Here is a 25,367-nt window from a genome sequence, read left to right on the forward strand (position 1 = left end):
AATCGTTTGTATCCCGGTAAAAGAAAGATAATGAACCAGTACATAGAAAAGCTGAAAGCAGAGATAGCGCCTTTGCGCGAACAGTTGGTGAATCATCCTTTGTACGCTTCTATTATATCATTAGAAGATATGCAGGCATTTATGGAGCATCATATTTATGCCGTGTGGGATTTTATGAGTCTGCTTAAGTCGTTGCAGGTAGGACTTACCTGTACTAATGTACCCTGGGTCCCTGTAGGCAGTCCTGATACGCGTTACCTTATCAACGAGATAGTGACAGGTGAGGAGAGCGATGTAGATGAGTATGGTAATCGCATCAGCCATTTTGAACTGTACCTGCGGGCTATGGAAGAGGCGGGTTGTAATACGCAACCTGTTCATGATCTGGTAGCCCAACTGCGGAACAATACAGGTATCAGGGAGGCCCTGCAAACTATTGATGCTCCTGTTGAGGCTGTACAATTTGTGAACAATACTTTCGATACGACAGATACCGGTAAGCTACATGTACAGGCCGCAGCCTTTACTTTTGGCAGGGAAGACCTGATACCGGGCATGTTTATCAGCATAGTAAGGGAACTCGGTAAGACCTTTCCTGGTAAGCTGGATATCTTCAGGTATTACCTGGAAAGGCATATAGAAGTAGATGGTGATCATCACTCTCACCTGGCCTATGAAATGACCGCTACGCTGTGCGGTACAGACCAGGATAAATGGGATGAGTGTCTTGTTGCCGTTAAGGATGCTTTGGCCAGCCGCGTACAACTCTGGGATGCTGTGTTGGCTAAAATATCCGTACCTGCCGTATAGGCTATATGTAGCTCAGCCACCATTTTTTGTGGTTCAGCTTGATATACATGAACCATCTGCAGGGGACGTATAGTAGAAGTATGGCGAGTATCCATACCATGTAAACAACAGGTAATTCGTATCCCCAGCCCTGCTTGGGTGCAAATATCATATTGCCGTCGGTGAAATAATCTGCCGGAAGCCCCTGCATAACACACCATACCAAAGCCATAGCATGTACAAGGTATATATGCAGTATGTAGTAAAACATGGGCACTCTGCCGAAAACAATAAAGAAACGCCCGGCGGCTCCGCTCATCTTTTCGAGTAACGGCATAATAAGTATGGCAGGACCCAATGTCATAAGCAGGTACAGCAGAGAAGGCGGATACTTTTCACAGTTGATGAACGAAAGTACTGTTCTTGAAAAGTTCTCTTGTGGTTCCCAGGGAGCAGGGTCTCCATAGAGTTTAGTAGCACGAATAATGAGGAAGAACAAAATCGTTGTTCCTCCCAGCAGGTAAAGTTGCTTGTTGCGGGTTCTCTCATCCTGTTGCAGTATGCTGCCGAAACAATAACCTGTTGCCATTACGCCTATCCACGGAATGATCGGGTAGATGACAAACACGCTGCTGTTGCCGTTGTATTGAATAAAGCCTGATTGGTGTATGAAATACCATAGGGCACCTGAAGGTGTGTCAGCTTCTGTTTGTATCATGTCCAGCAGGTTGTGGCCGAATATCATAACCAGTCCTACTGCTAAAATACCTCTGAAGGGCAGGTAAATAAGTGCTGAGAGAAATATCATGCTCCAGCCAATGGCCCATATTACCTGTACTACAGTTTGTGTATAGTCCATATTGAACATCCACCCGAAACGCACGACAGTGAATTCAAGAATAAGGAGCCATATGCCGCGTTTCAGCAGGAATAGTGATGCTTCTTTTTTGTTGTTCTTTTTGCTGAGTGACAGAAAAGCACTGGTGCCTGCAAGGAATACGAACACAGGTGCGCAATAGTGTGTTATCCAGCGTGTAAGGAACATGCCCATACTTGCAACCGTAAGGTTGGTAGGGTTGTTATGAAAGTTGCTGAAATAGTCGCGGGTATGGTCTAGCGCCATAATGACCATAACGATACCCCGAAGTATGTCAACGGACCTGATGCGGTTATTTACAGCACTAGTTACCATGGTAAGTATTATTAAATATAATACAATGTTCTGTAGTGTTCTGCTTTTTTAGGTTTATTAAGTTTCAGGGTCAGTGGTTGTGTTTTCTTTGAGTATCTGTATAAATTGCTTGCGGGGTATCATGGCGGCCCCCAGGCTTTCTAAATGTTCCGTATACACCTGGCAATCTATCATTTGTACACCATCATGCTGCAGCCACTGTACATAATTGATAAAGGCGAACTTGCTGGCATTGCTCACTTTGCTGAACATACTTTCTCCGAAGAAGATATTACCCAGGCGTATGCCATACAGCCCTCCCACTAATACACCATCCTGCCATGCTTCGGCAGAATGTGCATAGCCTATTTTGTGTAACCGAGTATATGCATTTACAATATCATCGCCTATCCATGTGCCGTCCTGGCCCGGGCGGGGAGCCATCCTGCAGTTGTGTATCACGTCTGTAAAGGCTGAATCAATTCTGAACTCCAGCGTTCCTTTTTTGATGACCTGTTTCATGCTTTTGCTCACTTTCAGGTTTTGCGGAAACAGTACAAACCTGGGGTCCGGGCACCACCACATAGGCTCACCCTCATCGTACCAGGGAAAGATACCATTTTGATAAGCGAGCAATAAACGGTCTGTAGACAGGTCGCCCCCAATAGCTAGTAGCCCATCGGGTAACGTTTCTTCTACGTCAGGAAACCACAGATCTTTATCCACTACATGCGGGTACATATTGCGAAGGTAACGGGCATTATACAAATATCAAGTTTGTGTTGCCCGGATAAGTGACATCGGAAACTTTCGTATATTTAGCAATATCAAATTAGTATACCCTTGTCAGAATTTTTCCAGAATACTGCTGTAATATGGTTCCTTGTAGGGCTGGTACTCATTCTTGTTGAACTGGTCCTCCCTGGGTTGGTGTTATTGTTCTTTGGCGTAGGCGCATGGGTAACAGCGCTTGTCTGTCTAGTATCCAATCCCGGTATCAATACACAACTCTTCATTTTTCTTGCCGGCTCGCTCATCAGCCTGGTGTTATTGCGTAACCTTATCAAAAAGAAGTACATGGACCGCAAATCGCCGGATAGTGAACTGGAAGATGAATATATCGGCCAGACTGCCGTTGCGATCAGTAGTTTTGCTGCAGGAGAAACGGGCAAAGTTACTTTTAAAGGCAGCAACTGGGAAGCCATAGCGCAGCAAGCTGTTACCACCGGGCAGAGGCTCAGGATAACAGGCTATAAAAGCATCAAACTATTTGTAGAACCAATTCAATAAACTTATGAACGGAGGCACAGTTATTTTTATCGGCCTGGTTATCCTGGCCATTCTTATTTTTCTTACCACTATAAAGATCGTCCCGCAACGTTCAGCATATATCATTGAACGTTTTGGAAAGTACAGGGCTACATTGCTTGCGGGGTTTCACATTATCATTCCATTTGTAGACAGGGTATCGTATAAGCATACCTTGAAGGAGCAGGTGATAGATGTGGCTGCGCAAACCTGTATCACCAAGGATAATATCTCCGTTGAGGTAGACGGTGTATTGTATCTGCAGGTGATGGATGCGCAAAAGGCCAGTTATGGTATCGATAACTATCGTTTCGCATCAATACAACTGGCACAAACGACCATGCGTAGCATCATAGGTAAAATGGAGCTGGACAAAACTTTCGAGGAACGTGATAGTATGAACGGCACGATAGTAGATGCGGTGGATAATGCCAGTGACCCATGGGGCGTGAAAGTTACCCGTTACGAAGTAAAGAATATTACTCCTCCGCAAAGCATTAAGGACGCCATGGAAAAACAGATGCGTGCAGAAAGGGAAAAGCGTGCCAATATCGCTAATTCGGAAGGTGATATGCAGGCGCGCATCAACAGGGCAGAGGGTGAGAAACGTGAATTGATAGCACGCTCAGAGGGTGAGAAAATGAAACGTATCAATGAGGCAGATGGTAAGGCTTCAGAGATTGAAGCAGTAGCAATGGCAACGGCAAAAGGTATCCGTGAAATAGCAACGGCTATTAATGCTCCGGGTGGTAGTGACGCAGTAAACCTGCGTATAGCGGAGCAATATATCGGTGAGTTTGGTAAGCTGGCCAAGGAGAACAATACTATGATCATACCTTCGAATATGGCAGATCTATCCAGTCTCATTGCTACAGCTACACAGGTAATTAAGAAGACCAATAATAACACTGCGGGTTAATAGAGACAGTAAGTATTTATTTAAAGGGGAAGCTGATGCTTCCCCTTTTTTATTCCAGTTGCATATGCTTATATCAAAACTGACATCTGTCACCATATGATATGACAAAAATCATGTTCCTGCATCTTAACCTGTTGTACTATTGAGTTTAGAGGTGCTGACCTTAATTATTCATTTATAAAAAAGATGCAAAATGGACAGCGAAAAGAACGTATTGGCAACGGAAGATACCCGCTTGTCAAAGTTTGAAGCAAGGGTACAAAATGGCGATGCTATTGAACCCAGGGACTGGATGCCCGAAGGATACAGGAGCCACCTGATCCGCCAGATATCCCAACACGCTCACTCAGAAGTTATTGGTATGCAACCCGAGGGGAACTGGGTAACACGTGCCCCGAGCATGAGGGCCAAGCAAATACTTTTAGCCAAGATTCAGGATGAAGGCGGACACGGGTTATATTTATACAGTGCCGCAGAAACACTTGGTATCAGTCGTGCTGAAATGATAGAACAACTGCAGGCAGGTAAGGCCAAGTATTCTAACATTTTTAATTATCCTTCGTTAACATGGGCTGATATCGGTGCTATAGGCTGGTTGGTAGACGGTGCTGCCATAGTTAACCAGGTGTCGCTGCAACGCACATCGTACGGTCCATACAGCAGGGCTATGGTACGTATTTGCAAGGAGGAGAGTTTCCACCAGAGACAAGGATATGAGATAATGGCGACCATGATGAATGGTACTGCCGATCAAAAAGAAATGGCACAGGATGCCATGAACCGCTGGTGGTGGCCATCGCTTATGATGTTTGGCCCGCACGACTCTGATTCCCCTCATTCATCAGACGCTTTTAAGTGGAAGATAAAGAGACATAGTAATGATGAGCTAAGGCAGAAGTTTATTGACAAGACCGTGCAACAGGCAGAGGTGATTGGTTTGACGATACCGGACCCTGAGCTGAAGTTGAACGAGGAAACAGGCCATTACGATCATGGTGAAATAAACTGGGAAGAGTTTTACAGGGTGATAAAAGGTAATGGTCCCTGCAATAAGCAACGCATAGCCCATCATGTAAAAGCGCACAACAATGGAGCATGGGTGAGAGCAGCTGCTGAAATGTATAAAATGAAGCAGGCTGAGAAATACAATTAATTCATTATAAAAAAACTTTCAATAATGGCAACACAGGATTCTCAACTCGATCTATGGGAAGTATTCATACAAGGCCGTAACGGTAGCCATCACATGCATGCAGGCAGTGTTCATGCATCTGACAAGAGTATGGCTTTGCAAAATGCCCGCGATATATATACACGCAGGGGAGAAGGCTCCAGTATATGGGTAGTGCCTGCGGGTTCAATAGTAGCATCTAACCCCGATGATGCGGATATGTTCTTCGACCCGGCTGATGATAAAGTATATCGCCATCCCACATTTTATGTAATGCCTGAAGGCGCAAAACAGATATAGGTATGAAAGACACTAAACAGTTAACATACGAATATGCATTGCACCTAGGTGATAATGCATGGGTATTATCGCACAGGCTGGCAGAGTGGTGCAGCAATGGCCCGATACTGGAAGAAGACCTGGCGATAACGAATTTTGCACTAGACCTGATAGGCCGCGCACAAGGATTATATCGCTATGCGGCAGAGCTGGAAGGTAAGGGCCGAACAGAAGATGACCTTGCTTACAGGAGGAATGAACGTCAGTACTACAACAACCTGCTGACAGAAGTACCCAACGGCAACTTTGCTACTACTATGGCCAGACAGTTGTACATGTCTACATTTGAGTATTACTTCTACTCCGCATTAATGAACAGTAAGGACGAAACATTAGCGGCACTGGCAGCTAAGACACTCAAAGAGGTAAAGTACCACATGGCGCATGCGTCTGACTGGGTGGTAAGATTGGGAGACGGCACCGCAGAAAGTCATTATAAGATGCAGGAGGCGCTGAACGATCTTTGGATGTACACAGGTGAGTTATTCGAAATGAATGAAACTGATGCCGCTTTAGCGGAGCAAGGTATTGGTGTAGACCTGGCGAAATTGTACCCTGAATGGCAGCAACGAATAACGGAGGTGATTACCAATGCAACACTCACACTACCATATGCCGAATACATGCAGACAGGTGGCAGAAAGGGAGTGCATACAGAACACCTGGGACATATGTTGTGCGAAATGCAATACCTGCAACGAGCTTATCCTGATGCAAAATGGTAGGTGAAGAACTGACAAAACACGCTGTAATGGAGCTGCTGTCCGAGATAGCAGACCCTGAAATACCTGTTGTAAGCATTGCTGAAATAGGTATGCTGCGCGACGTACATATAACTGACGAAGGTTGCGAGGTGATCATCACGCCCACATATACAGGTTGTCCTGCAATGGGTATAATAGAGGCGGATATAAAAGCTCTGCTGGATAGCAAAGGCATCAACTCAAAGGTAAAGCTGGTATACAACCCTGCGTGGAATACAGACTGGATAACAGATGAAGCAAAAGAAAAGATGCGCAGGTATGGAATAGCTCCGCCCGAGCATTCTTCATGCGGGGATATTGTTTTGGCGGAGGCTCATATTGCCTGCCCCCAATGTGGGTCTAAAAATACCGAGGTGTTAAGCAGGTACGGAGCCACTGCTTGCAAAGCATTGTACAAATGTAATGCTTGCAAAGAGCCATTTGAATATTTTAAATGTCATTGATCTACTGATGCCCCTTATATACAAACGTCTGCAGAAGAAACTGCAGACGTTCTCTTTTATTTTACTTCCACCATGGTCTCCCGTAGCACCGCATCGCCTTCTTTTAATCGTATGTAATACTTGCCGGGATCAACACCTATTGCTTCAAATTCTACCCGGAAACGATGTCCTGCCTTGCCATATGTCCTGTCCTCGAAAACTGATTGAATCATTTCACCATTTTCATTGTATATGCCGAGTGTTAGTTTTTTAGGGGCATCCAGTTGCTCTTCAAACTTTGCAAATATTTTAAGCGTTTTAGGGTCATACACTACTTCGCCTACTGCATTATTTACGGTAGTTTGTACGTAATACTGTGGTTCTGTTCTGCCCGTGATATTGATGAGATAATCCATCAGCTTTTTGGAGACAAATTCGTTGGCAGGATCATATACCTGGTTCAGACTATGCCCGTTGGTAAACATCCATACAGCTGATTGGCCCAGGATGTTGTATATCCTGTTCTGCTTGATGAAGTATAGCGCTTTCACCAGTGTGTCGTTGCCCATTCCCTGGTAAGTATAACTGATACCTTTTGCAGGTGCTGACATACGGCTGTCTGCGCAAAAGGTCTGCACGGTTATTGTGTTTTCTTTCAGTGGTGTCATGTACATCTTTTCTTCCCCGGCAAGAATAAGAGGCTGGTATCCTGCGGAGTCAGGCCTGAAAATAACGCCGGGGTTCATAACAAGGTTGAAAGTAAGACTGCCCGTATTTTTGATGGTCAACTTTAAAGCCTGTTGATTATAACTACTACCTGTAGTTTCCGCATTTACAGTAACAATGTGTTGCTCAATAGCCTTGGAGAGATTAATTATTGTTGGCGGGGTAGCATGGGAGGTGCCGACGCACAACAACAAAATAACCAGGGCATGCAAGAGGTGTTTCATATACCAGTTAACGTTTGAGTTACAGATTGTATTGTTTCAATTAATGGTAAATGTAACCAGATAATAAAGATGGATATACATGTTTAGGGTTTTATTTATAATATATTTACGTACATAAATCTCATAAAATGAAAACAAGTGATAACGGCATTGTACTGGCACGGGAAATAAACTGGCTGGCCATTATTATTGATCACAGGATGAGGGCATACTTCGGCGATGAGCAGGATTCATTCAGGATTGACGATATTCCACCTCCTGAATTGCAGGTTGATATGCCGGGTTATACGCAGATCGTCAGATGCCTTTCTGTTGCGGAGCGCCTGGTACTCGCATTAGCTATTGCACCGCATCTACAACCCGAGTTACTGGATACTTTCCTGACAAGAAATGATATGACCGGACAGCCCTTTACCGAGTTTGGGGGTGTCACCACAGGGTACCACAAGGGGGTTATTCCAACCGGACAGACGGCTATATTTCTGCTTGCGGGAAATGACATCTATAATAGGATGAATGCTTTGCAACAACTCAGGACCAGTGTTCTTTTCAGGAAGATATTGAGTCTTGGCAAAGTCAATCTTTATGAGCCAGTGCTTAATGGTCCTCTTGTTATTTCAGATGAACATTTATATGAAATGATAAGTATGGCTGCTAACCCTGCAGCTCAGGTACAATTAGCAAGGCAGATAGATACCGATCTGGAATGGGATGATATGGTGCTGGACGAAACCACTTTGTCGAAGGTCAATGAAGTAAACATGTGGATAAAACATGCAAGTACGCTTGTAGGAGACTCCGAATTGCGTAAAAAGTTGCGCCCGGGTTATCGTTGTCTCTTCTATGGTGCTGAAGGTACGGGCAAAAGAACCGTTGCATGTCTTATTGGAAAAACTGCTGGTAAAGATGTTTACAGGGTAGACCTGGCCACTATTGTCTCGGAGTATATAGGAGAAACAGAGAAAAACCTATCAACTATTTTTGATGAAGCAAAAACAGGTGACTGGATATTGTTTTTTGATGAGGCCGACGCACTGTTTGGTAAGCGTACGGAAACGCGCAATGCTAATGACCGCTATGCCAACCAGCAACTGGCTTACCTGTTACAGCGAATAGAGGAATATCCAGGCCTGATCATTGTGGCCGCAAACATGAGAACATTTATAGACGAGGCATTCAAACGAAGGTTTCAATCAACTGTTCATTTTCCGGTGCCGGATGCACCCCAACGGTACCTTTTGCTGCAAAAAGCTTTTAATACAGGTATCCCGGTTGATAAAGATGTCGACCTGCAGGTAATTGCAGGTGATTATGAATTGACAGGAGGGGACATAAATGATGTTTTAACACATAGCAACCTTCAGGCATTGGATCGTGGAGCAGATCATATTACTATGCAGGACATTTTGGTAAATATTCACCGGGTATTTAAAATGCAAGAGAGAACATTATGATCAATAAAGCAATATTGCCAATAAAAAAAGCCTTTCAGTATTACTGAAAGGCTTTTGAGGTGGTGTGGGAGGGAATTGAACCCCCGACACAAGGATTTTCAGTCCTTTGCTCTACCAACTGAGCTACCACACCGTCCCGATTTGGGATGGCAAAAATAGAACTAATCCTGAAATAACCAAAAAATCATCACAATGTATTTACAGCTTACTGAACTTTGTGCCAAATACACGGGTTCCCTGCCGGATAACTTCTACCCAGTACACGCCACTATCAAGGTTGCCAAGGTTAATTGTATTATTACCTGACTGTAGTTCCCCTTTTGAAACAACTTGCCCTGAAGTACTGGTCAGCATGTATTCATGTTCATCATTACCTTTCGATATATTAGCATAAATATTTATTTCGTTCCTGGCAGGGTTGGGGTAAACCGCAACTGTTTGCCCTTTTTCTTTAAGCACTTGTCCTACATGGCTGTAGCTGGGGTCATATATCTCAATGATCTGGTCAGTCAGTGCACTATCTCCGCTTGCTTTAGAGTCACTGGTAGAAACATATATCCTGCCGTCAGGGTCAACACATATAGCTCTGAGGCGATGCCCTGTAACTTGCGATATGATCTTGATATTACTCACTTTGTCATGTGTGTTGTTCAGTTCCAGTTCGTACAATTGTTTGTCTTTAAGGGTGTTCATGAGTATGGAGCCTTGCAGGTCGGGAAACATAGGGTGGTTGTAATAAGCGATACTGCTTACAGCAATGGTGGGTGTCCATGCATGTAATGGTTCTACCACGTTTGAGTCGTTGCAGAATGTTATTTCTGCCGGTAGGTTACAATAGCCCTCCACATTGGGCCAGCCATAGTTCCTGCCTTTTTGTATGATGTTGAACTCATCATCAGTATCCGGCCCATGTTCCGAACTGTACAGGAACCCATTTGCATAAATAAGCCCCTGAGCATTTCTATGTCCTTTGCTCCATATCGGGCTGCTGGGTATGGGGTTGTCTGCCGGTATCGTCCCATCCAGGTTGATACGCAGTATCTTTCCGTTTATTGCAGTATTATCTTGTGCTACACTTCCTGTAGTAGCATCACCGGTAGTGATGAACAGGTGGTTGTCTACAATCGCCAGGCGGCAGCCATTATGATATTTTGCACCGTTTATATTATCCAGCAGTACAAATGGGTTCCCCAGCATGCCACTACTGTAAGTAAGGCGCTGTATGCGTTCGGTATAACTGCCTGACTTGTCATAGTTGTAAGCAATGTATATGTATGGTGTGTTGGGGAAATCAGGGTGCAACACCATTCCGAGAAGTCCTCCTTCTTTGATAACGCTGGTATTCACCTCATGGTACAGGGTGTCAATTGCTCCGCCTGAAGGCTCTAACCGGCATATGTATCCATTCTTTTGTGTGAACCATATATGATTGTCAGGAGCATAGACCATCTCCCACGGGATGAAAAGATGGTCAGCTACTACACGCGTGGTCATTTGTGCGGAGACAGTTACGGTTAATAATAGACATATGGACAGGAAGTAAACATATTGTTTCATGTATGTGTATGTTTTGGCACGTCTGAATAAAGTTTACTATAATGACGTGTTATCAGTTACAGCTATTATTTTTACAGCGTATGTCATTACAGGGACTCGCTTATGATTTTACAGTTCAGCTGCTTAATACCACTATAACGGAAGCAATAGCGGTTTTATTTGGTGTAGCCAGTGTTATTTTAGCCAACCGGAATAATATGTTATTATATCCTACGGGTATTATAAGTACTGGGTTGTACCTGTATATCATGTCGTCAGTGGGTTTGTATGCAGAAACACTGCTGAATGGTTATTACCTGGTAATGAGTATCTACGGTTGGATACGTTGGGTAAAGAACCGGGAAGACGGCAAAGCCTCAGCTATATCCTATTGCACTGCTAAAGACTGGATCATGGTCGGTGCTATTGTAATACTTGGTTTTGCGATATTGTACACTACGCTCAGTAAGTACACGGATTCTACAGTGCCTTTCGCTGACGCGCTGGTGTCCGCTTTTGCATGGGCGGGTATGTGGCTGTTGGCAAAACATAAAATAGAGAACTGGATACTCCTGAATGTTTCCAATTTTATCGCCATTCCCTTATTGGTATACAAAGGAATACCTATGACAGCCTTGCTGACGGTTATACTATTCACCGTGGCTATGTTTGGTTATTTCAGGTGGCGGAAACTATATCACCTGCAATTTGCACAATGAGTAATGTGAAAAAAATAGTAGTGATCGGGCCTGAATCGACAGGTAAAAGTACTTTGTCGGCGGCATTGGCAGTGGAGCTGGGTACGTTGTGGGTACCTGAATATGCGCGCGAATACCTGGAGCGACTGGATAGGCCATATGAGCAGAATGATCTTATTGAGATAGCAAAAGGACAAGTAAAGCTGGAAGACGAACTGGCGGCAAAAGTATCAGGGACATTGATATGCGATACCGACCTGAACGTAATAAAAGTGTGGAGCGAGGCAAAGTATAACGCCTGCGACAGGTACATTACAGAGCAGATAGCAGAACGTAAATACGACCTGTACCTGCTCACCTACATAGATACCGAGTGGGAAGACGACCCCCTGAGAGAACACCCTGCACCGGAAGAGCGTACGTATTTTTACAATATCTATCGAGATATAGTGCAAAACAGCAACCAGCCCTGGGTAGATATAAGGGGGACGCATGAAGAAAGGCTTAAATCTGCTATGGATGCAGTAAGGCAAATTATCCTTTAGTAACTTTGTATTATGCTGATACACATTCATCCTGATAATCCGCAACAGCGGAACATTGATACAGTAGTGGAAACACTGCGGGCGGGAGGCGTTATCATCTATCCTACTGATACCATATATGGTATTGGTTGCGATATTACCAATCCCGGAGCTTTTCAGAGAATATGCAGGATAAAGGGTGTTGATCCTAAAAAAGCGCAGTTCTCCTTTGTTTGCTCCGACCTTAGTCATATATCCGATTATACCAAGAGTATAGACACGCCTACGTTCAGGATACTGAAAAAAGCATTGCCCGGGCCTTACACATTTATATTAAATGCCAGTAAGCAGGTGCCAAAACTGATGCAGACAAAAAAAGCAACTGTAGGTATTCGCGTGCCTGATAATAACATATGCCGGATGATAGTAGAGCAATTAGGCAATCCCATCTTAAGCACTTCACTGCCTATGGATGAAGATGTGGAATATTATACTGACCCGGAGGTGATGTATGAAAACTTTCAAAACCTGGTAGATATAGTAATAGATGCAGGGCCCGGAAGTATTCGTTCTTCTACGGTTGTCGATTGTACGTCCGGATCCCCTGAGCTGATAAGGGAAGGTGCAGGCAATTGGGAAAACCTTTTCAGTTAGTATCTTCACGGATATTTTTTCAAAGTATGTACACCAAACAGGACGAGCAGCGTTTGTACACGCAGGCTAAATCTTTATTAGAAACAACAGGGGAAGATGTTGCAGTGATAGACGCTCTGCGAGAGACCATAAACTATGCTGACTGGAAGTATTATGTGCAGGATGAACCCGTTCTGGCCGATGTGGAATATGATACACTGTTTCACAAACTGAAGCAACTGGAAGAAAAATACCCGGAACAGGTAACGGCAGATTCTCCAACACAAAGGGTGGCAAAAGGACTGAGCGAAAAATTTCCTACAGTGGCACACCTTGTGCCGATGCTGAGCCTGGATAACACTTACAATGCTGAAGATCTGCGCGATTGGGATAAACGTTGCAAAGAGTTTGCCGGTACTGATAGTATAGAATATTGTGTAGAGCCGAAGTACGATGGGGCAAGTATTTCGCTGATATACGAGAATGGAAAATTGGTACGTGCTGCTACCCGTGGTGATGGAGTGATGGGAGAGGAAATAACAACTAACGCCAAAATGATACGTTCCCTGCCGCTGTCTGCCGCTTTTGTGCAGCAGGGTGTAAGCCAGGTCGAGATTCGTGGAGAAGTGGTGATACATAAGGATGTGTTTGCGGCATATAACGAACAGCGTGCAGCTGAAGGATTGGCACCGCTGGCCAATCCACGCAATGCCGCATCAGGTACATTACGTATCCTGGACCCGCAGGAGGTAAGTAAGCGTAAACTGAGTGCTATCCTTTACCACATCAGTGACTATACGCTGACAGGTGAAAAACCGCCTGCCTTGAACACACACTACGATGCCATCAACTGGTTATATCAATTAGGCTTCCCGACACCTGCCAAAGAAATGAAGGTGTTCAAAAACATTGACGGTGTAATTGATTACTGCAATGAGTTTGAAGCCAGGCGTGATGACCTGCCTTTCGAGGTAGATGGGTTGGTGGCAAAGGTGAATAGCTTTGATATGCAGGACACGATGGGCATGACCTCTCATCATCCCCGCTGGGCGGTAGCGTATAAGTTCAAAGCCAGGCAGTCAACAAGTAAGCTTTTGCGCGTAGAGTTCCAGGTAGGACGTACCGGCTCTATTACACCTGTGGGTAAAATTGAGCCTGTGCCAATAGGTGGGGTTATGGTGAGCTCACTATCCTTGTTCAACGAGGATGTTGTACGCGAAAAAGACCTGCATATCGGCGATACTGTTTTGGTGGAGCGTGCGGGAGATGTTATACCATATATCGTAAAGCCTTTGTCAGAGTTACGTACTGGCGATGAACAGCCTATTGTTTTCCCGACGGTATGCCCTGTGTGTGGAGAAGAATTGGATAAACCTGAGGGAGAAGCCGTATTGCGTTGCATAAACATCAACTGTGCTGCACAGGTGGTAGAACGTATCATCCACTACGCCAGCAAAGACGCTATGGATATACGCAACCTGGGTGACTCAAACATTCGCAAGTTCTACGACCTTGGTTTGTTAGCGCATATTCCCGGTATTTATAAAATAGATTGGGACAAGGTATTGACTTTGGAAGGATTCAAAGAAAAGTCGGTAAACAATCTGAAAACAGCAATAGAAAATTCAAAAACACAACCGCTCAACCGTGTCATATTTGGTTTGGGTATCCGCTATGTAGGCGAAACAACAGCAAAGACATTAGCTAATGCTATTACCAATATCAAAGACCTGTACGACTGGAATGAAGAAAAGCTACTGGCACTGGAAGACGTTGGCCCTAAAGTAGCGTCATCTGTCGTGCACTTCTTCCATAATCCTGAAAACAGGCATATGCTGGACGAACTGGAAGCAGAGGGGGTGAACCTGGTAAATACACATTCCGGTAACAAACAGTCTGGAGGTGAGTTGTCGGGTAAGACGTTTCTGTTTACCGGTACGCTTACTCAATTCAAACGCAGTGCCGCAGAGGCTATGGTAGAAGAAAAGGGCGGCTCTATTCTTGGTGGTGTCAGCAGCAAGCTCAACTATCTTGTGGTTGGCGCAGACGCCGGCAGTAAACTTGAAAAAGCTAAGAAACTTGGAACAGTGACCATACTTTCCGAAGAAGAATTTCTTTCGATGATAGGATAATAAAAGGGGGGAGTTACTCCCCTTTTTATTATGAATTAACTTTCAGTCTTTCTACCTCTTGCTCCAACTCTTCTATCCGTTGCTTCAATGCATTTTCGGCTAAAAGTTGTCGGGTCTGGTCTTTGGTGATTTTTGCATAGCCACGTACCTGTCCTTCCCTGTCATGCAATGCCGTGATGGTGACATTGGCCCAGAAGCGGCTGCCGTCTTTTTTAATGCGCCAGCCTTCATGTTCTACACGCCCCTCCATGTCTGCTTTCATCAGCAGAGATTCAGGCAGCATGTTTCTTTTGTCCTCTTCGCTATAGAATATACTGAAGTGTTTACCTAATACTTCTTCATATTCATAACCTTTAATCTTTCGTGCTCCGGGGTTCCAGTCTACTATCATACCGTTTTTGTCCAGCATAATGATAGCGTAGTCCGTTACTTCCGACTGGAATATCTGGTAGATGTTTTTCAGGCGTTGAGACTTCAGTGCCAGTTCTCTTATGTCTGTTTCATAATCACTAATGGCTTTTTCCGCTGCCATCCGTTCAGACAGGTCACGTGTTATTTTTACAAACCCTATTACCTTACCATCAGCGTCTTTTACTGCTGTTATTACTACAAAGGCCCAAAACCTGTCGTCATCCTTGGCCACTCTCCAGCCTTCGGTCTGTACACGCCCATTGGTTCGCGCTTCTTCCAGCAATCTTTGTGGTAAACCTGCCTGCCGGTCTTCTTCTGTATAAAATATCTCAAAGCTCTTACCGGTTACTTCATGCTCTTTATAGCCTTTTATACGCTCAGCACCACGGTTCCACGAAACGACCTTGCCCTCTGCATTCAGCAGGAACAAAGCATAATCCTCAATGTCATTTATTATATCCTCAAATATATGCCCTTTCATAAGTTGGCTTCTTATAATGATTCCTGCTTTTATATGGGTATGAGGATAATTTGTATGTTTCTTATATCCACAAGGTTAAGTCTAAAATAAGCCCTTTTTTTTATTTTGTTGATATTTTAATAAGCTTTCAATAAAAAAGTTAAACAAAATCTCCGTCTAATCTTATAGCCTTAAGCATTTTACAGCTAAATAAACCGCCTTACTTACTACCTTTGCGCACAATATCCCGAAAAGATCACATGTCAGATAGTAGAAAGCCATATTTAAGACTGAGTGGATTAGAACCGCTGGTAATACGCCCCGAGAGCAATTTTGTAAACGTTGGCGAACGTACCAATGTTACAGGGTCCAAAAAATTTGCACGCCTTATCAGGGAAGATAAATATGAAGAAGCCTTGTCTGTAGCCAGGCAGCAGGTAGAGAATGGTGCGCAGATACTGGATGTGAATATGGATGATGCTATGCTGGACGGCGTAGCGGTGATGACCAAATTCATCAACTTATTACAGGCTGAGCCGGATATCGCAAAGATCCCTGTCATGCTCGACTCGTCTAAGTTCGAGATCATACATGCAGGGTTGAAATGCATACAAGGTAAGTGTGTAGTTAACTCTATATCACTGAAAGAAGGGGAAGAGAAATTTATTGAGCAGGCGCGCACATGCAAAAACTTTGGCGCATCGGTTGTCGTGATGGCTTTTGACGAGAACGGACAGGCTGATACACTTCAGCGCCGTGTGGATATTTGTGAACGTGCCTATAAGATATTGACAGAGCAGGTAGGCTTCCTCCCGCAGGATATCATTTTCGACCCCAATATATTTGCCGTAGCTACGGGTATAGAAGAACACAATGGATATGCGCTTGAGTTTATTGAAGCCACACGCATCATCAAGCAGAAAATGCCTTTGGTGAAAGTAAGTGGTGGTGTCAGTAATGTATCGTTCTCTTTCAGGGGAAATGATGTAGTGCGCGAGGCAATGCACAGTGTATTCCTCTATCACGCCATCAGGGCAGGTATGGATATGGGTATTGTAAATGCCGGTCAGCTGCAGATATATGACCAGATAGAACCACAACTCAAGGAGCTGTGCGAGGACGTGATACTGAACAGGAGTGATGATGCTACGGAAAAACTGGTCACATTCGCAGACACGGTTAAGGCAAAGGACAAACAGGAAAAGAAAACGGATGAGTGGCGCAATGGCTCAGTTGAAGAACGCTTGAAGCACGCACTGGTGAATGGTATTACTGACTATATAGACGCGGATACTGAAGAGGCGAGGCAGAAATACGATACTCCACTCGAGGTAATAGAGGGCCCGCTTATGGACGGCATGAATGTGGTGGGTGACCTGTTTGGCAGTGGTAAGATGTTCCTGCCGCAGGTGGTTAAGAGTGCCCGCGTTATGAAGAAAAGTGTCGCGATACTTACTCCTTATATAGAAGCAGAAAAAGAAGAACGCAGACTATCAGGTAATACTGATGTAGAGCAGGCCGGAGCGGCTAAGATATTAATGGCCACGGTAAAAGGTGACGTACACGATATTGGTAAGAATATCGTGGGTGTGGTATTGGGCTGTAATGGTTACGATGTAATAGACCTGGGAGTGATGGTACCTGCTGACAAGATACTGGATACAGCTGAAAAAGAAGGTGCGGATATTATCGGTTTGAGTGGGCTGATCACGCCATCGCTGGATGAGATGGTGCATGTAGCAAAAGAAATGAAACGACGCGGAATGAAGCAGCCGCTGATGATAGGCGGAGCTACTACATCGCGCATACATACTGCTGTGAAAATTGCAGGTGGTTATGATAATGGTGTGGTGCATGTACTGGATGCCAGCCGTAGTGTTACGGTAGCAGGCAGTTTGTTGAGTAAAGAGAACAAGCAGCCGTTTCTTGATAATATAAATGCTGAGTATGAAAAGCTGCGTGTAGATTTTGCGAATAAACAAACACATAAGCAATACATACCGTTTGCAGAGGCACAAGGTAACCCTGTTGTTATTGATTGGGATAATTACACGCCACCTGTACCGTCATTTACAGGTACTAAATTATTTGAAGATTACGACCTGGCTGAGATAAGGCAGTACATAGATTGGGGACCATTTTTCATCGCATGGGAAATGAAAGGGAAGTTCCCGGATATCCTTACTGATGAACATGCAGGAACAGAGGCCACAAAACTGTATAATGATGCCAATGCTATGTTGGATAAGATTGTTGCCGAAAAGTGGCTGACAGCGAAAGGTGTTGTTGGTTTCTGGCAGGCACATAAAGTAGCGCCTGATACAATAGAGTTGAAAGATGATAAAGGACATGATCTTTGCTTCCTTGAGTCGTTGCGCCAGCAGCAGAAAAAAGCAGCAGGACAACCGCATTTCTCATTGTCAGATTTCATAAGGCCAGTAGAGAAAGGCAGTGACTACATGGGGGCTTTTGCAGTGGCTATACATGGTATAGAACCTCATTTGCAAAATTTTATGGATAATCACGATGATTATAATAAGATCATGCTGCAGGCCATGGCCGATAGGCTGGCTGAAGCCTTTGCAGAGGTACTGCACAAACGCACCCGCGCAGAGTTCTGGGGCTATGCCAAAGACGAGGATATTAATATTGCAGACCTGGTAAAGGAAAAATATCAGGGTATACGCCCTGCACCCGGTTATCCTGCCTGCCCGGATCATACTGAGAAATACAAACTGTTTGAATTGTTGAATGCTACCGAAGTAGCTGGTATACAGCTAACCGAATCGTTGGCCATGTATCCGGGGGCTGCAGTTTGTGGTTGGTACTTCAGCCACCCGCAAAGCACTTATTTTGGCGTTGGCAAGATTCAGGAAGATCAGTTGAGAGATTATGCTCATCGCAAAGGTATGAGTATTGAAGAAGCGACTAAATGGTTATCTCCAGTAATAGAAGCATAAACAATGAACGAACAAACAATGGACACTTTAGGGCAACATGATAATGGAGGTACTGACTCGAAATTTCTGAGGATAGTTGCGACAGTTGTCTCGTATATATTACACCCTGTTTTTATGCCTGTCCTTATGGCTTGGGTCATTTACCAGGTCAGCCCTGTAAGTTTTGTACAGTATGAAGGAAAGGCTCTGTCTATGGTATTCATACAGATAGCGCTGACAACCATATTCTTTCCTATATTGGTTGTATTGTTACTAAAAGGGTTGGGGTTCATAGATAGTATCCTGCTGCGCAAGAATAAGGAGCGGATAATACCCTTACTGGCAACCTTGATATGTTATTGGTGGATCAGTCATGTCTTCAAAAACCTGGATGCGCCGGTAATATTGCAGGTGCTTTTACGGGGCGCTTACTGGGGTATCATTGTACTGTTTATGTGCAGTATCTTCTTTAAAATAAGTATGCACACAATGGCAGCCGGAGGTATGCTGGGTGTACTCATTGTGCTGCTGATACTCAGCCCCGTTAGTATGACAGTACCACTGTTCATAGGTATTGTTGTGGCAGGAATAAGTGGCACAGCACGCATGTTATTAGGTGCGCATACCCAGTTTGAAATATGGTCGGGATATATTCTGGGTATACTCTCTATGCTGGCTGCTTACTGGTATATTGTGCTGTAATTATCTGTTTACACCGGTCTCTTCAACAATAGAATGTATTTTGTTATCAAGGTCAGTTGCTGCTTCTTCCAGCAATATTAATTTCTCTTTGTCAGCAATATAGTTGTCATCCTTTATTATATTAATAAGTCCCATGATAGAGGTAAGTGGCTGTCTGATGTCATGCGATTGCATGTGTGCTATGTTCTTCAACGACTCATTTTTCTCTTCAAGCGTTTTCAGATTTTCAGCCAGTACCTGGTAACTCAGTTCCAGCTCCATCAGGAAGGTTACTTGCCTGGCCATTACCGTCAATGCTTTTTGTTGCATTGTGGATATATTATTCGGTTTGCCATCAAACAGGCAAAGACTACCCATCCTGAGTCCATTTTTTAATGTAAGTGGAGCACCGGCATAAAAACGAACATTGGGTGGTTCATGCACAAGAGGATTATTATCAAAACGACTGTCTTCCAGTGCGTCCGGTATAATGGTCAGGCTGTCATTCTGTATGGTATATTGACAAAAAGAGGTCTCCCTGGGCATAGCCGGAGCGTCAATACCTGTTCTCACTTTTACCCAGTTCACTTCTTTATCTAACAGCGTAATAAGTGCTACAGGTGTGCCGCATAATTCAGCTGCGAAGTTGACAATATCCTGAAACTCATTAGATTTATCATAGTCCAGTAATAAAAAACGATTGACTGCCTCCAGGCGTTCATGCTCAAGTATTTCAGGCATATTGTTGCATTAAAGATTAGTACAAACAATATATACGCCTATCGATGGTAAAAGGTTCATTTCAGATGAAAATAAATGTGCAGGACACTTACCATCCGCTCTGCCATGGTACTGCTGAAGTTGTAGAGTGAAGGCCTGCTGGTATATCAAGCAGGTGCTCTGGTAATATCACCAGGCTTTCTATTTTGCCATCTGTTATCTTCCAGTGTGCTGCATTGCCTGTAGGGTTGTCATGTATTATCATCACAGGTGTGCCATTACGCACCAGTTTTCCTTTTTTATGTACCCATCCATTGGCCCAGTTATAGTTCCACTTTGCATCGGCCATAGAAACTCTAACGCAGCCATGAGATACAGGCTTGTTGATGGGTAGAGAATACTGGTGCACATGTAGTCCCCAAATGGCCTGAAAGTCGAACATGAAAAAGAGTTCCCACTTCTCTCCGGGAGGTGCCGCATTAGAAAGTCGGTACTCATCTTTCCAGTTGAAGTTATAACGCCCTGCCGGGGTCTTGTCATTTGTTCTGCCCGATGATAACAGCCCCCATCTCACCAGTTTGCCATATTCATATGCCCCGAATGTCTGTGTAAACTTGTCGATGATAAAAAGTTTCGCAACGGTGTCAGCAGCAGTGTAATAAAAAGGGTAGGGACTGTATGCTTTGAAATCCTGCACGAATGAGTCCGGTATCATCAACGCCCTGCCATTTTTGAAGTTGTCCCCGGTTATACGGTTGGTCAGTTCTACTATGTACCGTTTCATGGCGCTGTCATCGCCTGGTATGGAATCAATATGTGCCAGGAACTCTCCCCAGTTGCCAAGGCTGTCACCTTTTACATGGTCGCCGTATTCATACAGGTGCCAGCTTACTTTCTGCAGGTTGTCTACGGGCATAAGCTGGCTGTTCTGCAACCTGGCTACTTTGTCTTGGTCTACATAACCCTGTGCTGTTGCCAGCGGCAGGCAGTAGAGAAATACCAGTAAAGTGCATAACGAGCGGTTTGACATATACGAAACGTCTGAATCGTTTTTTTTAAGAATGGCAATATTAGCTCAAAATAGGAAACCTCCGTATGATAATTATCAGTACAGAAATTCAGTTTCTGTATTTTTAGGCGATGAATCTATTATTTGTTTGCAGTCGTAACCAATGGCGTAGCCCTACAGCAGAGGCCATTTACAGGAATATTGAAGGACTCAGTGTTAGTTCTGCAGGTACTGAACCATCTGCACGTGTAAGGTTGACCGCCAAAATGATAGATAGTGCAGATATTATATTCGTTATGGAGCAAGAGCACAAGGTACGTATCAGGCAAAATTTTCCACAAAATATGCAGGATAAGATCATTATTGTACTGGACATTCCGGACGAATATGGGTATATGGACGATGAACTGGTTGCCATGCTACGTGACAGTATAGATAGCCACTTGCAGCAAATAAGATAAAACGAATATCCCCGGAACGAATGACCGGGGATACAACTATTAATTACAAAAAACAATGCTTACTCTGATTCAGCTATCACCTCTTTCACTTCAGGTATCATGCGTTTCATCATACCTTCAATACCGGCCTTCAGGGTTATCATAGATGATGGGCAACCGGAGCAGGAACCCTGCATCATCAGTTTTACCACGCCGGCATCATAACCTTTAAAGCTGATAGCTCCACCATCCATCTCCACAGCAGGCTTTACATAGTTTTCTAAAAGTTCCTTTATGCGCTTTACTACATCTGTGTCGTCAGCGTTAATTGTATTGCTCTCTACTTTCTGTACTATCTGGTCTTCGTGCAGTACTACTTTACCCTCTTCAAGGTATTGCTTCAGAAACTCGCGTACTGAAGGAATTACTTCGTCCCATTGAGTCTCAGGAGTTTTGGTCAGAGTTACAAAATTGCTGGCGATAAATACCCCACGGATGAATGGGAATGCAAATAATTCTTTAGCCAGCGGTGAGGGTGCTGCACTTGCTTCATCAGGAAAATCAATGCTTTTACCGGGATACAACAGCTTGTTGGCTACAAACTTCATTGTCTCCGGATTAGGCGTCATTTCCGTGTATATGCTCACGATGGTATTTCCTGTCTTCAACATTTTTCAATTCAATTTGTTACAAAATTAAGCATTTAGCTATCTATCACCAATCAATTCCCCATATAGAGGTATAATAATTTACATTAACATAAAAATTAAAGTATTATGAAACACTTAATAGCAGGTCTATTTGTAATTGTATTATTAACTGCTGTCATGGCATGTTCTTCGCCCAGGCCTACAAGGGAGGTAGACCATACTAAGATGCAAAATAAAGCCATGAGGCACAGGAACCAGGCTACTGACCTGAACAATGCAGGGCATCAGAAAGATGAAATAAGAGCAAAAACAGAATAAGCGCTTTTAACATTGTGTTATAAAACTAACTGGTGCTGAGCTTGTTAGTAAACTAAGAGCTATCACGATGAAATATTTTATCAAACTAAAAAAACCAAATGTTATGAAGTACAAAATAATTATGTTAGCCGCGGCTGCTTTCGCGTTGACGCAAGTACAGGCTAATGCACAGATGAAAGGAGATGAAAAATGTGAGACTGAAACTATAGTGGTGACAAAAGGGGACAATACTAAATCGAATGTATTGGCTGCCTACGAGGTATGGGATAAGAATACCAACAGGAAAGAGGCACCCTGCACTACGGCATATGTACGTTATGATGTGCCAACCGGCAACCCCCGGTTGAAGGCCAGCTATGACATGCCCGGTGATGTGTATGAAGGTAAAGAGGTGCTTTCTAACGACGGCGTAGCTAAGAACATGCGACGCAATATGCACTACCTTAATTTCAGTGTAAGAAGGGTGCCTAATGACGGTGGCCTTTATATGAAAGAGTAACAAACAAATGATCTTTTAAGTGCCGCCTTTGTAGCGGCACTTTTTTATAAGTAATTCTACATGCACCGCTTAAAAGAGACATATGAGTTGCTGAAGGGCACTATCAGTTCGTTTGTTACAGATAATGTTACTAAACTGAGTGCTTCTCTTGCTTACTATACAGTATTCTCCCTAGGGCCTTTAATGCTGGTAGTTGTATCCGTTACAGGTGTGTTTTTTGAGACCAAGGACGTGATGTGGAAGGTGTACTGGCAATTGAAAGACCTGGTGGGCCAGAGCAGTGCCGACCAGTTGATAAACATCATTCGTGAGTTACAGGACAAAAATGCAGGAGCTTTCAGCCTGTTAGGTACTGGAATACTTTTATTCGGTGCCACTACCGTATTTGCAGATATGCAGGACAGCATGAACTATATATGGTCGGTAAAAGCAAAACCACGCTATGGCTGGTGGCGGTATATCAAGACAAGGTTATTATCTTTTTCAATGATCCTCGGCATCGCATTTTTACTCATGGTGTCGCTGATGCTCAGTTCGCTTATCAATGTTTTATCCAACAATCTCTTCGCTGATCTGCCGGATGAGCTGATATACATTATCTACCTGTTCGACTTTGTCCTGTCATTCGCAGTCATTACATTTTTATTCACTTGCATATATAAGCTGCTGCCTGATGTGGTTATCCGCTGGAAGGATGCCCTGAAGGGTGCAGTGTTCACAGGATCACTTTTTATGCTGGGCAAGTATGTCATAGGTATGTACATAGCATCAACAGAAATGAGTAATACTTATGGTGCGGCGGCATCAATAATCGTCATTTTGTTGTGGGTATATTATACAGCAATAATCCTCTATTTCGGGGCCGAGTTTACCAAAGTCAGTATCATTAGGTCGGGTGGAAAGACAGCATTGAAGAACAATGCAGTATTTATTGTTAAGCAGGAGAAAGAGTTGCAACCCTGGTAGGAGCTACTTCTCCATTAATGCCTTTACAGAACCTACAGACACAAACCTGAACACGAATATCCATACCAACGATACCGCACCGAACAAGAACATCTGGTACATCCATTCAACAGGTAAGAGTGTACAGCCATAGCCTGTAATGCCCAGCATAAGTATATAGCCAAGGTGGGCGGCGACCAGTTTAATGCTTTTGGCCAGCTTCAGGTTTTTGCCGGAGAAGAACATGTATAACACTGCCAGTGTAGATTGGGTGATAAAGGCCACCTGTGCCGCTCCCAAAGCCTGGTGCTGTGGTATCAGCCAAAGGTTCAGCGACAGGTTGATGATAACACCCACGACAGCTATTTTATTCAGCAGGATAAGATTGCCATTGGCTGTAAGCAGGGTAGAGTAGATATACATGATGCAATAGGCAGGAAAGCAAGCCATGAGCCAGGCAAACACTTGTCCACCATAAGCATCAGCATCGGTGTACAGCAATTGCATAATATCCGTGCCAAAGAACACTGCCGCACCTGTAGCTATAAATGCCGCCGGCAACAGCATATTGACTGATAACCTGACGATAGGCTGTATGTCATTTTGCTGCGAGAGCATCCGCCCGAACATAGGTAGCAACATGCCTGCGAACATAATGCCGAACATATTACCTACGTCCAGCAAGCGGTACCCTGCCGCATAGATACCCGCAAAGTTCTTACTCTCGGGTCCGCTCAGGCGTTCTACCAATATGGTATCTACCCGCATGTGTACAGCCATCAGGAATACCAGCGATGCGTAGGGCAGGCTTTTACGGATGATGCCCGTCACCTCATTTACATTCAGTGACAGGTTGAAGGATACTCCGGCCATTTTTTTCAATACTGCCATGCCGATCACTACAGCTACTGCGTAACTAATGATCTGTGCCACCACGAACCACTCTATTTTAAACCCGGCCGCAAATGCCGCACTGAATAGTAGTACACTGCATATGAGTATCATCAGCAGCTTATCAGTTACCGACAGGAGCGCATCCAGCCTGAACTTGTGCAGCGCCGATACATTGCTGCGCAGGAAGAGCATCAGCGAGTTGAGCGACTGAATGAGTAATATCCCTGTAAGCAGCAACATTTCCCGCCCCGAGTACCCGATTGCCAGCGCGGCACCCATTACCAGCACGCCATATACTAACACAAGTGCCAGCCGTGCCGAAAGCATGGCAGGAAACAGGGTGCGAAGTTTGCCGGGATTACTGGATATAATGTTGGTATTGTAATATGTAAGCCCGAAATCCAGCACGATATTGAATATCAGCCCCAGGTTCACCAAAGCCTGGTAGGTACCATAATCGGCATGGCCAACGGTGTTTTGTACGTTCCGGTCTATCAAAAACACCCATAACGGCTTCACCAGCAGGTTGACCGCTATTGTAAAAAGGAGGTTTTTGACAAAAAACTTACGCATTGGCTTAATATTCGTTGG

The 25,367-nt window shown here is 44.2% G+C and carries 27 protein-coding genes and 1 tRNA gene; 18 read left to right on the plus strand and 10 right to left on the minus strand.

The window, feature by feature from the left end:
• Positions 1-30 precede the first annotated feature (30 nt).
• Positions 31-810 carry a DUF3050 domain-containing protein gene (locus tag H6550_03110; GenBank protein ID MCB9045111.1) on the plus strand — a complete coding sequence of 260 codons (780 nt, stop codon included), beginning with the start codon at positions 31-33 and terminating at the stop codon, positions 808-810.
• Position 811: 1 nt separating this feature from the next.
• On the opposite strand, the gene H6550_03115 is transcribed toward H6550_03110, so the two are convergent.
• Together H6550_03115 and H6550_03120 are read right to left on the minus strand one after the other, a co-directional pair.
• On the minus strand, positions 812-1,981 hold the full coding sequence (locus tag H6550_03115) for a DUF1624 domain-containing protein (protein ID MCB9045112.1): 1,170 nt from the start codon (positions 1,979-1,981) through the stop codon (positions 812-814).
• A gap of 57 nt (positions 1,982-2,038) precedes the next feature.
• The gene (locus H6550_03120; protein ID MCB9045113.1) at positions 2,039-2,701 is read right to left on the minus strand and encodes a leucyl/phenylalanyl-tRNA--protein transferase; all 663 of its coding nucleotides are present in this window, start codon (positions 2,699-2,701) and stop codon (positions 2,039-2,041) included.
• Between the two features lie 102 nt (positions 2,702-2,803).
• Between H6550_03120 and H6550_03125 the strand changes: the two genes are divergently transcribed.
• From H6550_03125 to paaJ, 6 genes are all read left to right on the plus strand, one after another.
• A complete protein-coding gene (locus H6550_03125; GenBank protein ID MCB9045114.1) occupies positions 2,804-3,250 on the plus strand; it encodes an NfeD family protein in 447 nt (148 codons plus the stop codon).
• A gap of 4 nt (positions 3,251-3,254) precedes the next feature.
• The gene (locus H6550_03130; GenBank protein ID MCB9045115.1) at positions 3,255-4,187 is read left to right on the plus strand and encodes a paraslipin; all 933 of its coding nucleotides are present in this window, start codon (positions 3,255-3,257) and stop codon (positions 4,185-4,187) included.
• A gap of 193 nt (positions 4,188-4,380) precedes the next feature.
• A complete protein-coding gene (gene paaA / locus H6550_03135) occupies positions 4,381-5,340 on the plus strand; it encodes a 1,2-phenylacetyl-CoA epoxidase subunit A (GenBank protein ID MCB9045116.1) in 960 nt (319 codons plus the stop codon).
• A 24-nt stretch (positions 5,341-5,364) separates the two neighbouring features.
• Positions 5,365-5,658 carry a 1,2-phenylacetyl-CoA epoxidase subunit B gene (gene paaB / locus H6550_03140; GenBank protein ID MCB9045117.1) on the plus strand — a complete coding sequence of 98 codons (294 nt, stop codon included), beginning with the start codon at positions 5,365-5,367 and terminating at the stop codon, positions 5,656-5,658.
• Between the two features lie 2 nt (positions 5,659-5,660).
• Entirely contained in the window at positions 5,661-6,422 is a 762-nt protein-coding gene (gene paaC / locus H6550_03145; GenBank protein ID MCB9045118.1) for a phenylacetate-CoA oxygenase subunit PaaC, read from the plus strand.
• Positions 6,416-6,904: a phenylacetate-CoA oxygenase subunit PaaJ gene (gene paaJ / locus H6550_03150; protein ID MCB9045119.1), complete on the plus strand. Its 489-nt coding sequence runs from the start codon at positions 6,416-6,418 to the stop codon at positions 6,902-6,904. The genes paaC and paaJ overlap by 7 nt, the downstream gene beginning before the upstream one ends.
• A gap of 56 nt (positions 6,905-6,960) precedes the next feature.
• Here the strand turns inward: paaJ and H6550_03155 are convergent, their stop codons facing one another.
• A complete protein-coding gene (locus H6550_03155) occupies positions 6,961-7,833 on the minus strand; it encodes a hypothetical protein (protein MCB9045120.1) in 873 nt (290 codons plus the stop codon).
• Between the two features lie 128 nt (positions 7,834-7,961).
• Between H6550_03155 and H6550_03160 the strand changes: the two genes are divergently transcribed.
• Positions 7,962-9,287, plus strand: a complete 1,326-nt coding sequence (locus H6550_03160) for an ATP-binding protein (protein MCB9045121.1) — start codon at positions 7,962-7,964, stop codon at positions 9,285-9,287.
• A gap of 60 nt (positions 9,288-9,347) precedes the next feature.
• Here the strand turns inward: H6550_03160 and H6550_03165 are convergent.
• Together H6550_03165 and H6550_03170 are read right to left on the minus strand one after the other, a co-directional pair.
• Positions 9,348-9,420, minus strand: a tRNA-Phe gene (locus H6550_03165).
• Positions 9,421-9,485: 65 nt separating this feature from the next.
• Positions 9,486-10,844 (minus strand): PQQ-dependent sugar dehydrogenase, encoded by a 1,359-nt coding sequence (locus H6550_03170; protein ID MCB9045122.1) that lies wholly within the window; start codon positions 10,842-10,844, stop codon positions 9,486-9,488.
• Between the two features lie 80 nt (positions 10,845-10,924).
• On the opposite strand from H6550_03170, the gene H6550_03175 reads away from it, so the two are divergent.
• From H6550_03175 to ligA, 4 genes are read left to right on the plus strand one after another with little or no spacing between them, the layout of a single operon-like run.
• Positions 10,925-11,542: a nicotinamide mononucleotide transporter gene (locus tag H6550_03175; protein ID MCB9045123.1), complete on the plus strand. Its 618-nt coding sequence runs from the start codon at positions 10,925-10,927 to the stop codon at positions 11,540-11,542.
• Complete coding sequence (locus tag H6550_03180; GenBank protein MCB9045124.1) at positions 11,539-12,066, plus strand: ATP-binding protein; 528 nt, start codon at positions 11,539-11,541, stop codon at positions 12,064-12,066. Before H6550_03175 ends, H6550_03180 begins: the two co-directional genes overlap by 4 nt.
• Before the next feature lie 12 nt (positions 12,067-12,078).
• Entirely contained in the window at positions 12,079-12,699 is a 621-nt protein-coding gene (locus H6550_03185) for a threonylcarbamoyl-AMP synthase (protein ID MCB9045125.1), read from the plus strand.
• 26 nt (positions 12,700-12,725) lie between these two features.
• Positions 12,726-14,810, plus strand: a complete 2,085-nt coding sequence (gene ligA, locus H6550_03190; protein ID MCB9045126.1) for an NAD-dependent DNA ligase LigA — start codon at positions 12,726-12,728, stop codon at positions 14,808-14,810.
• A 28-nt stretch (positions 14,811-14,838) separates the two neighbouring features.
• Here ligA and H6550_03195 read toward each other — a convergent pair whose 3' ends face one another.
• Positions 14,839-15,702 (minus strand): PAS domain S-box protein, encoded by an 864-nt coding sequence (locus H6550_03195; GenBank protein ID MCB9045127.1) that lies wholly within the window; start codon positions 15,700-15,702, stop codon positions 14,839-14,841.
• A gap of 239 nt (positions 15,703-15,941) precedes the next feature.
• Between H6550_03195 and metH the strand changes: the two genes are divergently transcribed.
• Together metH and H6550_03205 are read left to right on the plus strand one after the other, a co-directional pair.
• Positions 15,942-18,641, plus strand: coding sequence for a methionine synthase (metH, locus tag H6550_03200; protein MCB9045128.1), 2,700 nt, complete (start codon positions 15,942-15,944; stop codon positions 18,639-18,641).
• A 3-nt stretch (positions 18,642-18,644) separates the two neighbouring features.
• A complete protein-coding gene (locus tag H6550_03205) occupies positions 18,645-19,322 on the plus strand; it encodes a hypothetical protein (protein MCB9045129.1) in 678 nt (225 codons plus the stop codon).
• Here H6550_03205 and H6550_03210 read toward each other — a convergent pair whose 3' ends face one another.
• Both H6550_03210 and H6550_03215 read right to left on the minus strand, forming a co-directional pair.
• Complete coding sequence (locus H6550_03210; GenBank protein MCB9045130.1) at positions 19,323-20,042, minus strand: GAF domain-containing protein; 720 nt, start codon at positions 20,040-20,042, stop codon at positions 19,323-19,325.
• 88 nt (positions 20,043-20,130) lie between these two features.
• Positions 20,131-21,051, minus strand: a complete 921-nt coding sequence (locus H6550_03215; GenBank protein MCB9045131.1) for a L,D-transpeptidase — start codon at positions 21,049-21,051, stop codon at positions 20,131-20,133.
• A 110-nt stretch (positions 21,052-21,161) separates the two neighbouring features.
• Between H6550_03215 and H6550_03220 the strand changes: the two genes are divergently transcribed.
• A complete protein-coding gene (locus tag H6550_03220; GenBank protein MCB9045132.1) occupies positions 21,162-21,491 on the plus strand; it encodes a protein tyrosine phosphatase in 330 nt (109 codons plus the stop codon).
• A 59-nt stretch (positions 21,492-21,550) separates the two neighbouring features.
• Here H6550_03220 and H6550_03225 read toward each other — a convergent pair whose 3' ends face one another.
• On the minus strand, positions 21,551-22,141 hold the full coding sequence (locus H6550_03225) for a NifU family protein (protein MCB9045133.1): 591 nt from the start codon (positions 22,139-22,141) through the stop codon (positions 21,551-21,553).
• A 105-nt stretch (positions 22,142-22,246) separates the two neighbouring features.
• On the opposite strand from H6550_03225, the gene H6550_03230 reads away from it, so the two are divergent.
• From H6550_03230 to H6550_03240, 3 genes are all read left to right on the plus strand, one after another.
• On the plus strand, positions 22,247-22,438 hold the full coding sequence (locus H6550_03230) for a hypothetical protein (protein ID MCB9045134.1): 192 nt from the start codon (positions 22,247-22,249) through the stop codon (positions 22,436-22,438).
• A gap of 103 nt (positions 22,439-22,541) precedes the next feature.
• Positions 22,542-22,937: a hypothetical protein gene (locus tag H6550_03235; GenBank protein ID MCB9045135.1), complete on the plus strand. Its 396-nt coding sequence runs from the start codon at positions 22,542-22,544 to the stop codon at positions 22,935-22,937.
• A 60-nt stretch (positions 22,938-22,997) separates the two neighbouring features.
• Positions 22,998-23,903 carry a YihY/virulence factor BrkB family protein gene (locus tag H6550_03240; protein MCB9045136.1) on the plus strand — a complete coding sequence of 302 codons (906 nt, stop codon included), beginning with the start codon at positions 22,998-23,000 and terminating at the stop codon, positions 23,901-23,903.
• Positions 23,904-23,906: 3 nt separating this feature from the next.
• Here the strand turns inward: H6550_03240 and H6550_03245 are convergent, their stop codons facing one another.
• Positions 23,907-25,349 carry a polysaccharide biosynthesis C-terminal domain-containing protein gene (locus H6550_03245; protein MCB9045137.1) on the minus strand — a complete coding sequence of 481 codons (1,443 nt, stop codon included), beginning with the start codon at positions 25,347-25,349 and terminating at the stop codon, positions 23,907-23,909.
• Positions 25,350-25,367: the final 18 nt, after the last annotated feature.

The sequence above is a fragment of the Chitinophagales bacterium genome, from assembly GCA_020636495.1.
Taxonomy (GTDB): domain Bacteria; phylum Bacteroidota; class Bacteroidia; order Chitinophagales; family Chitinophagaceae; genus UBA5543.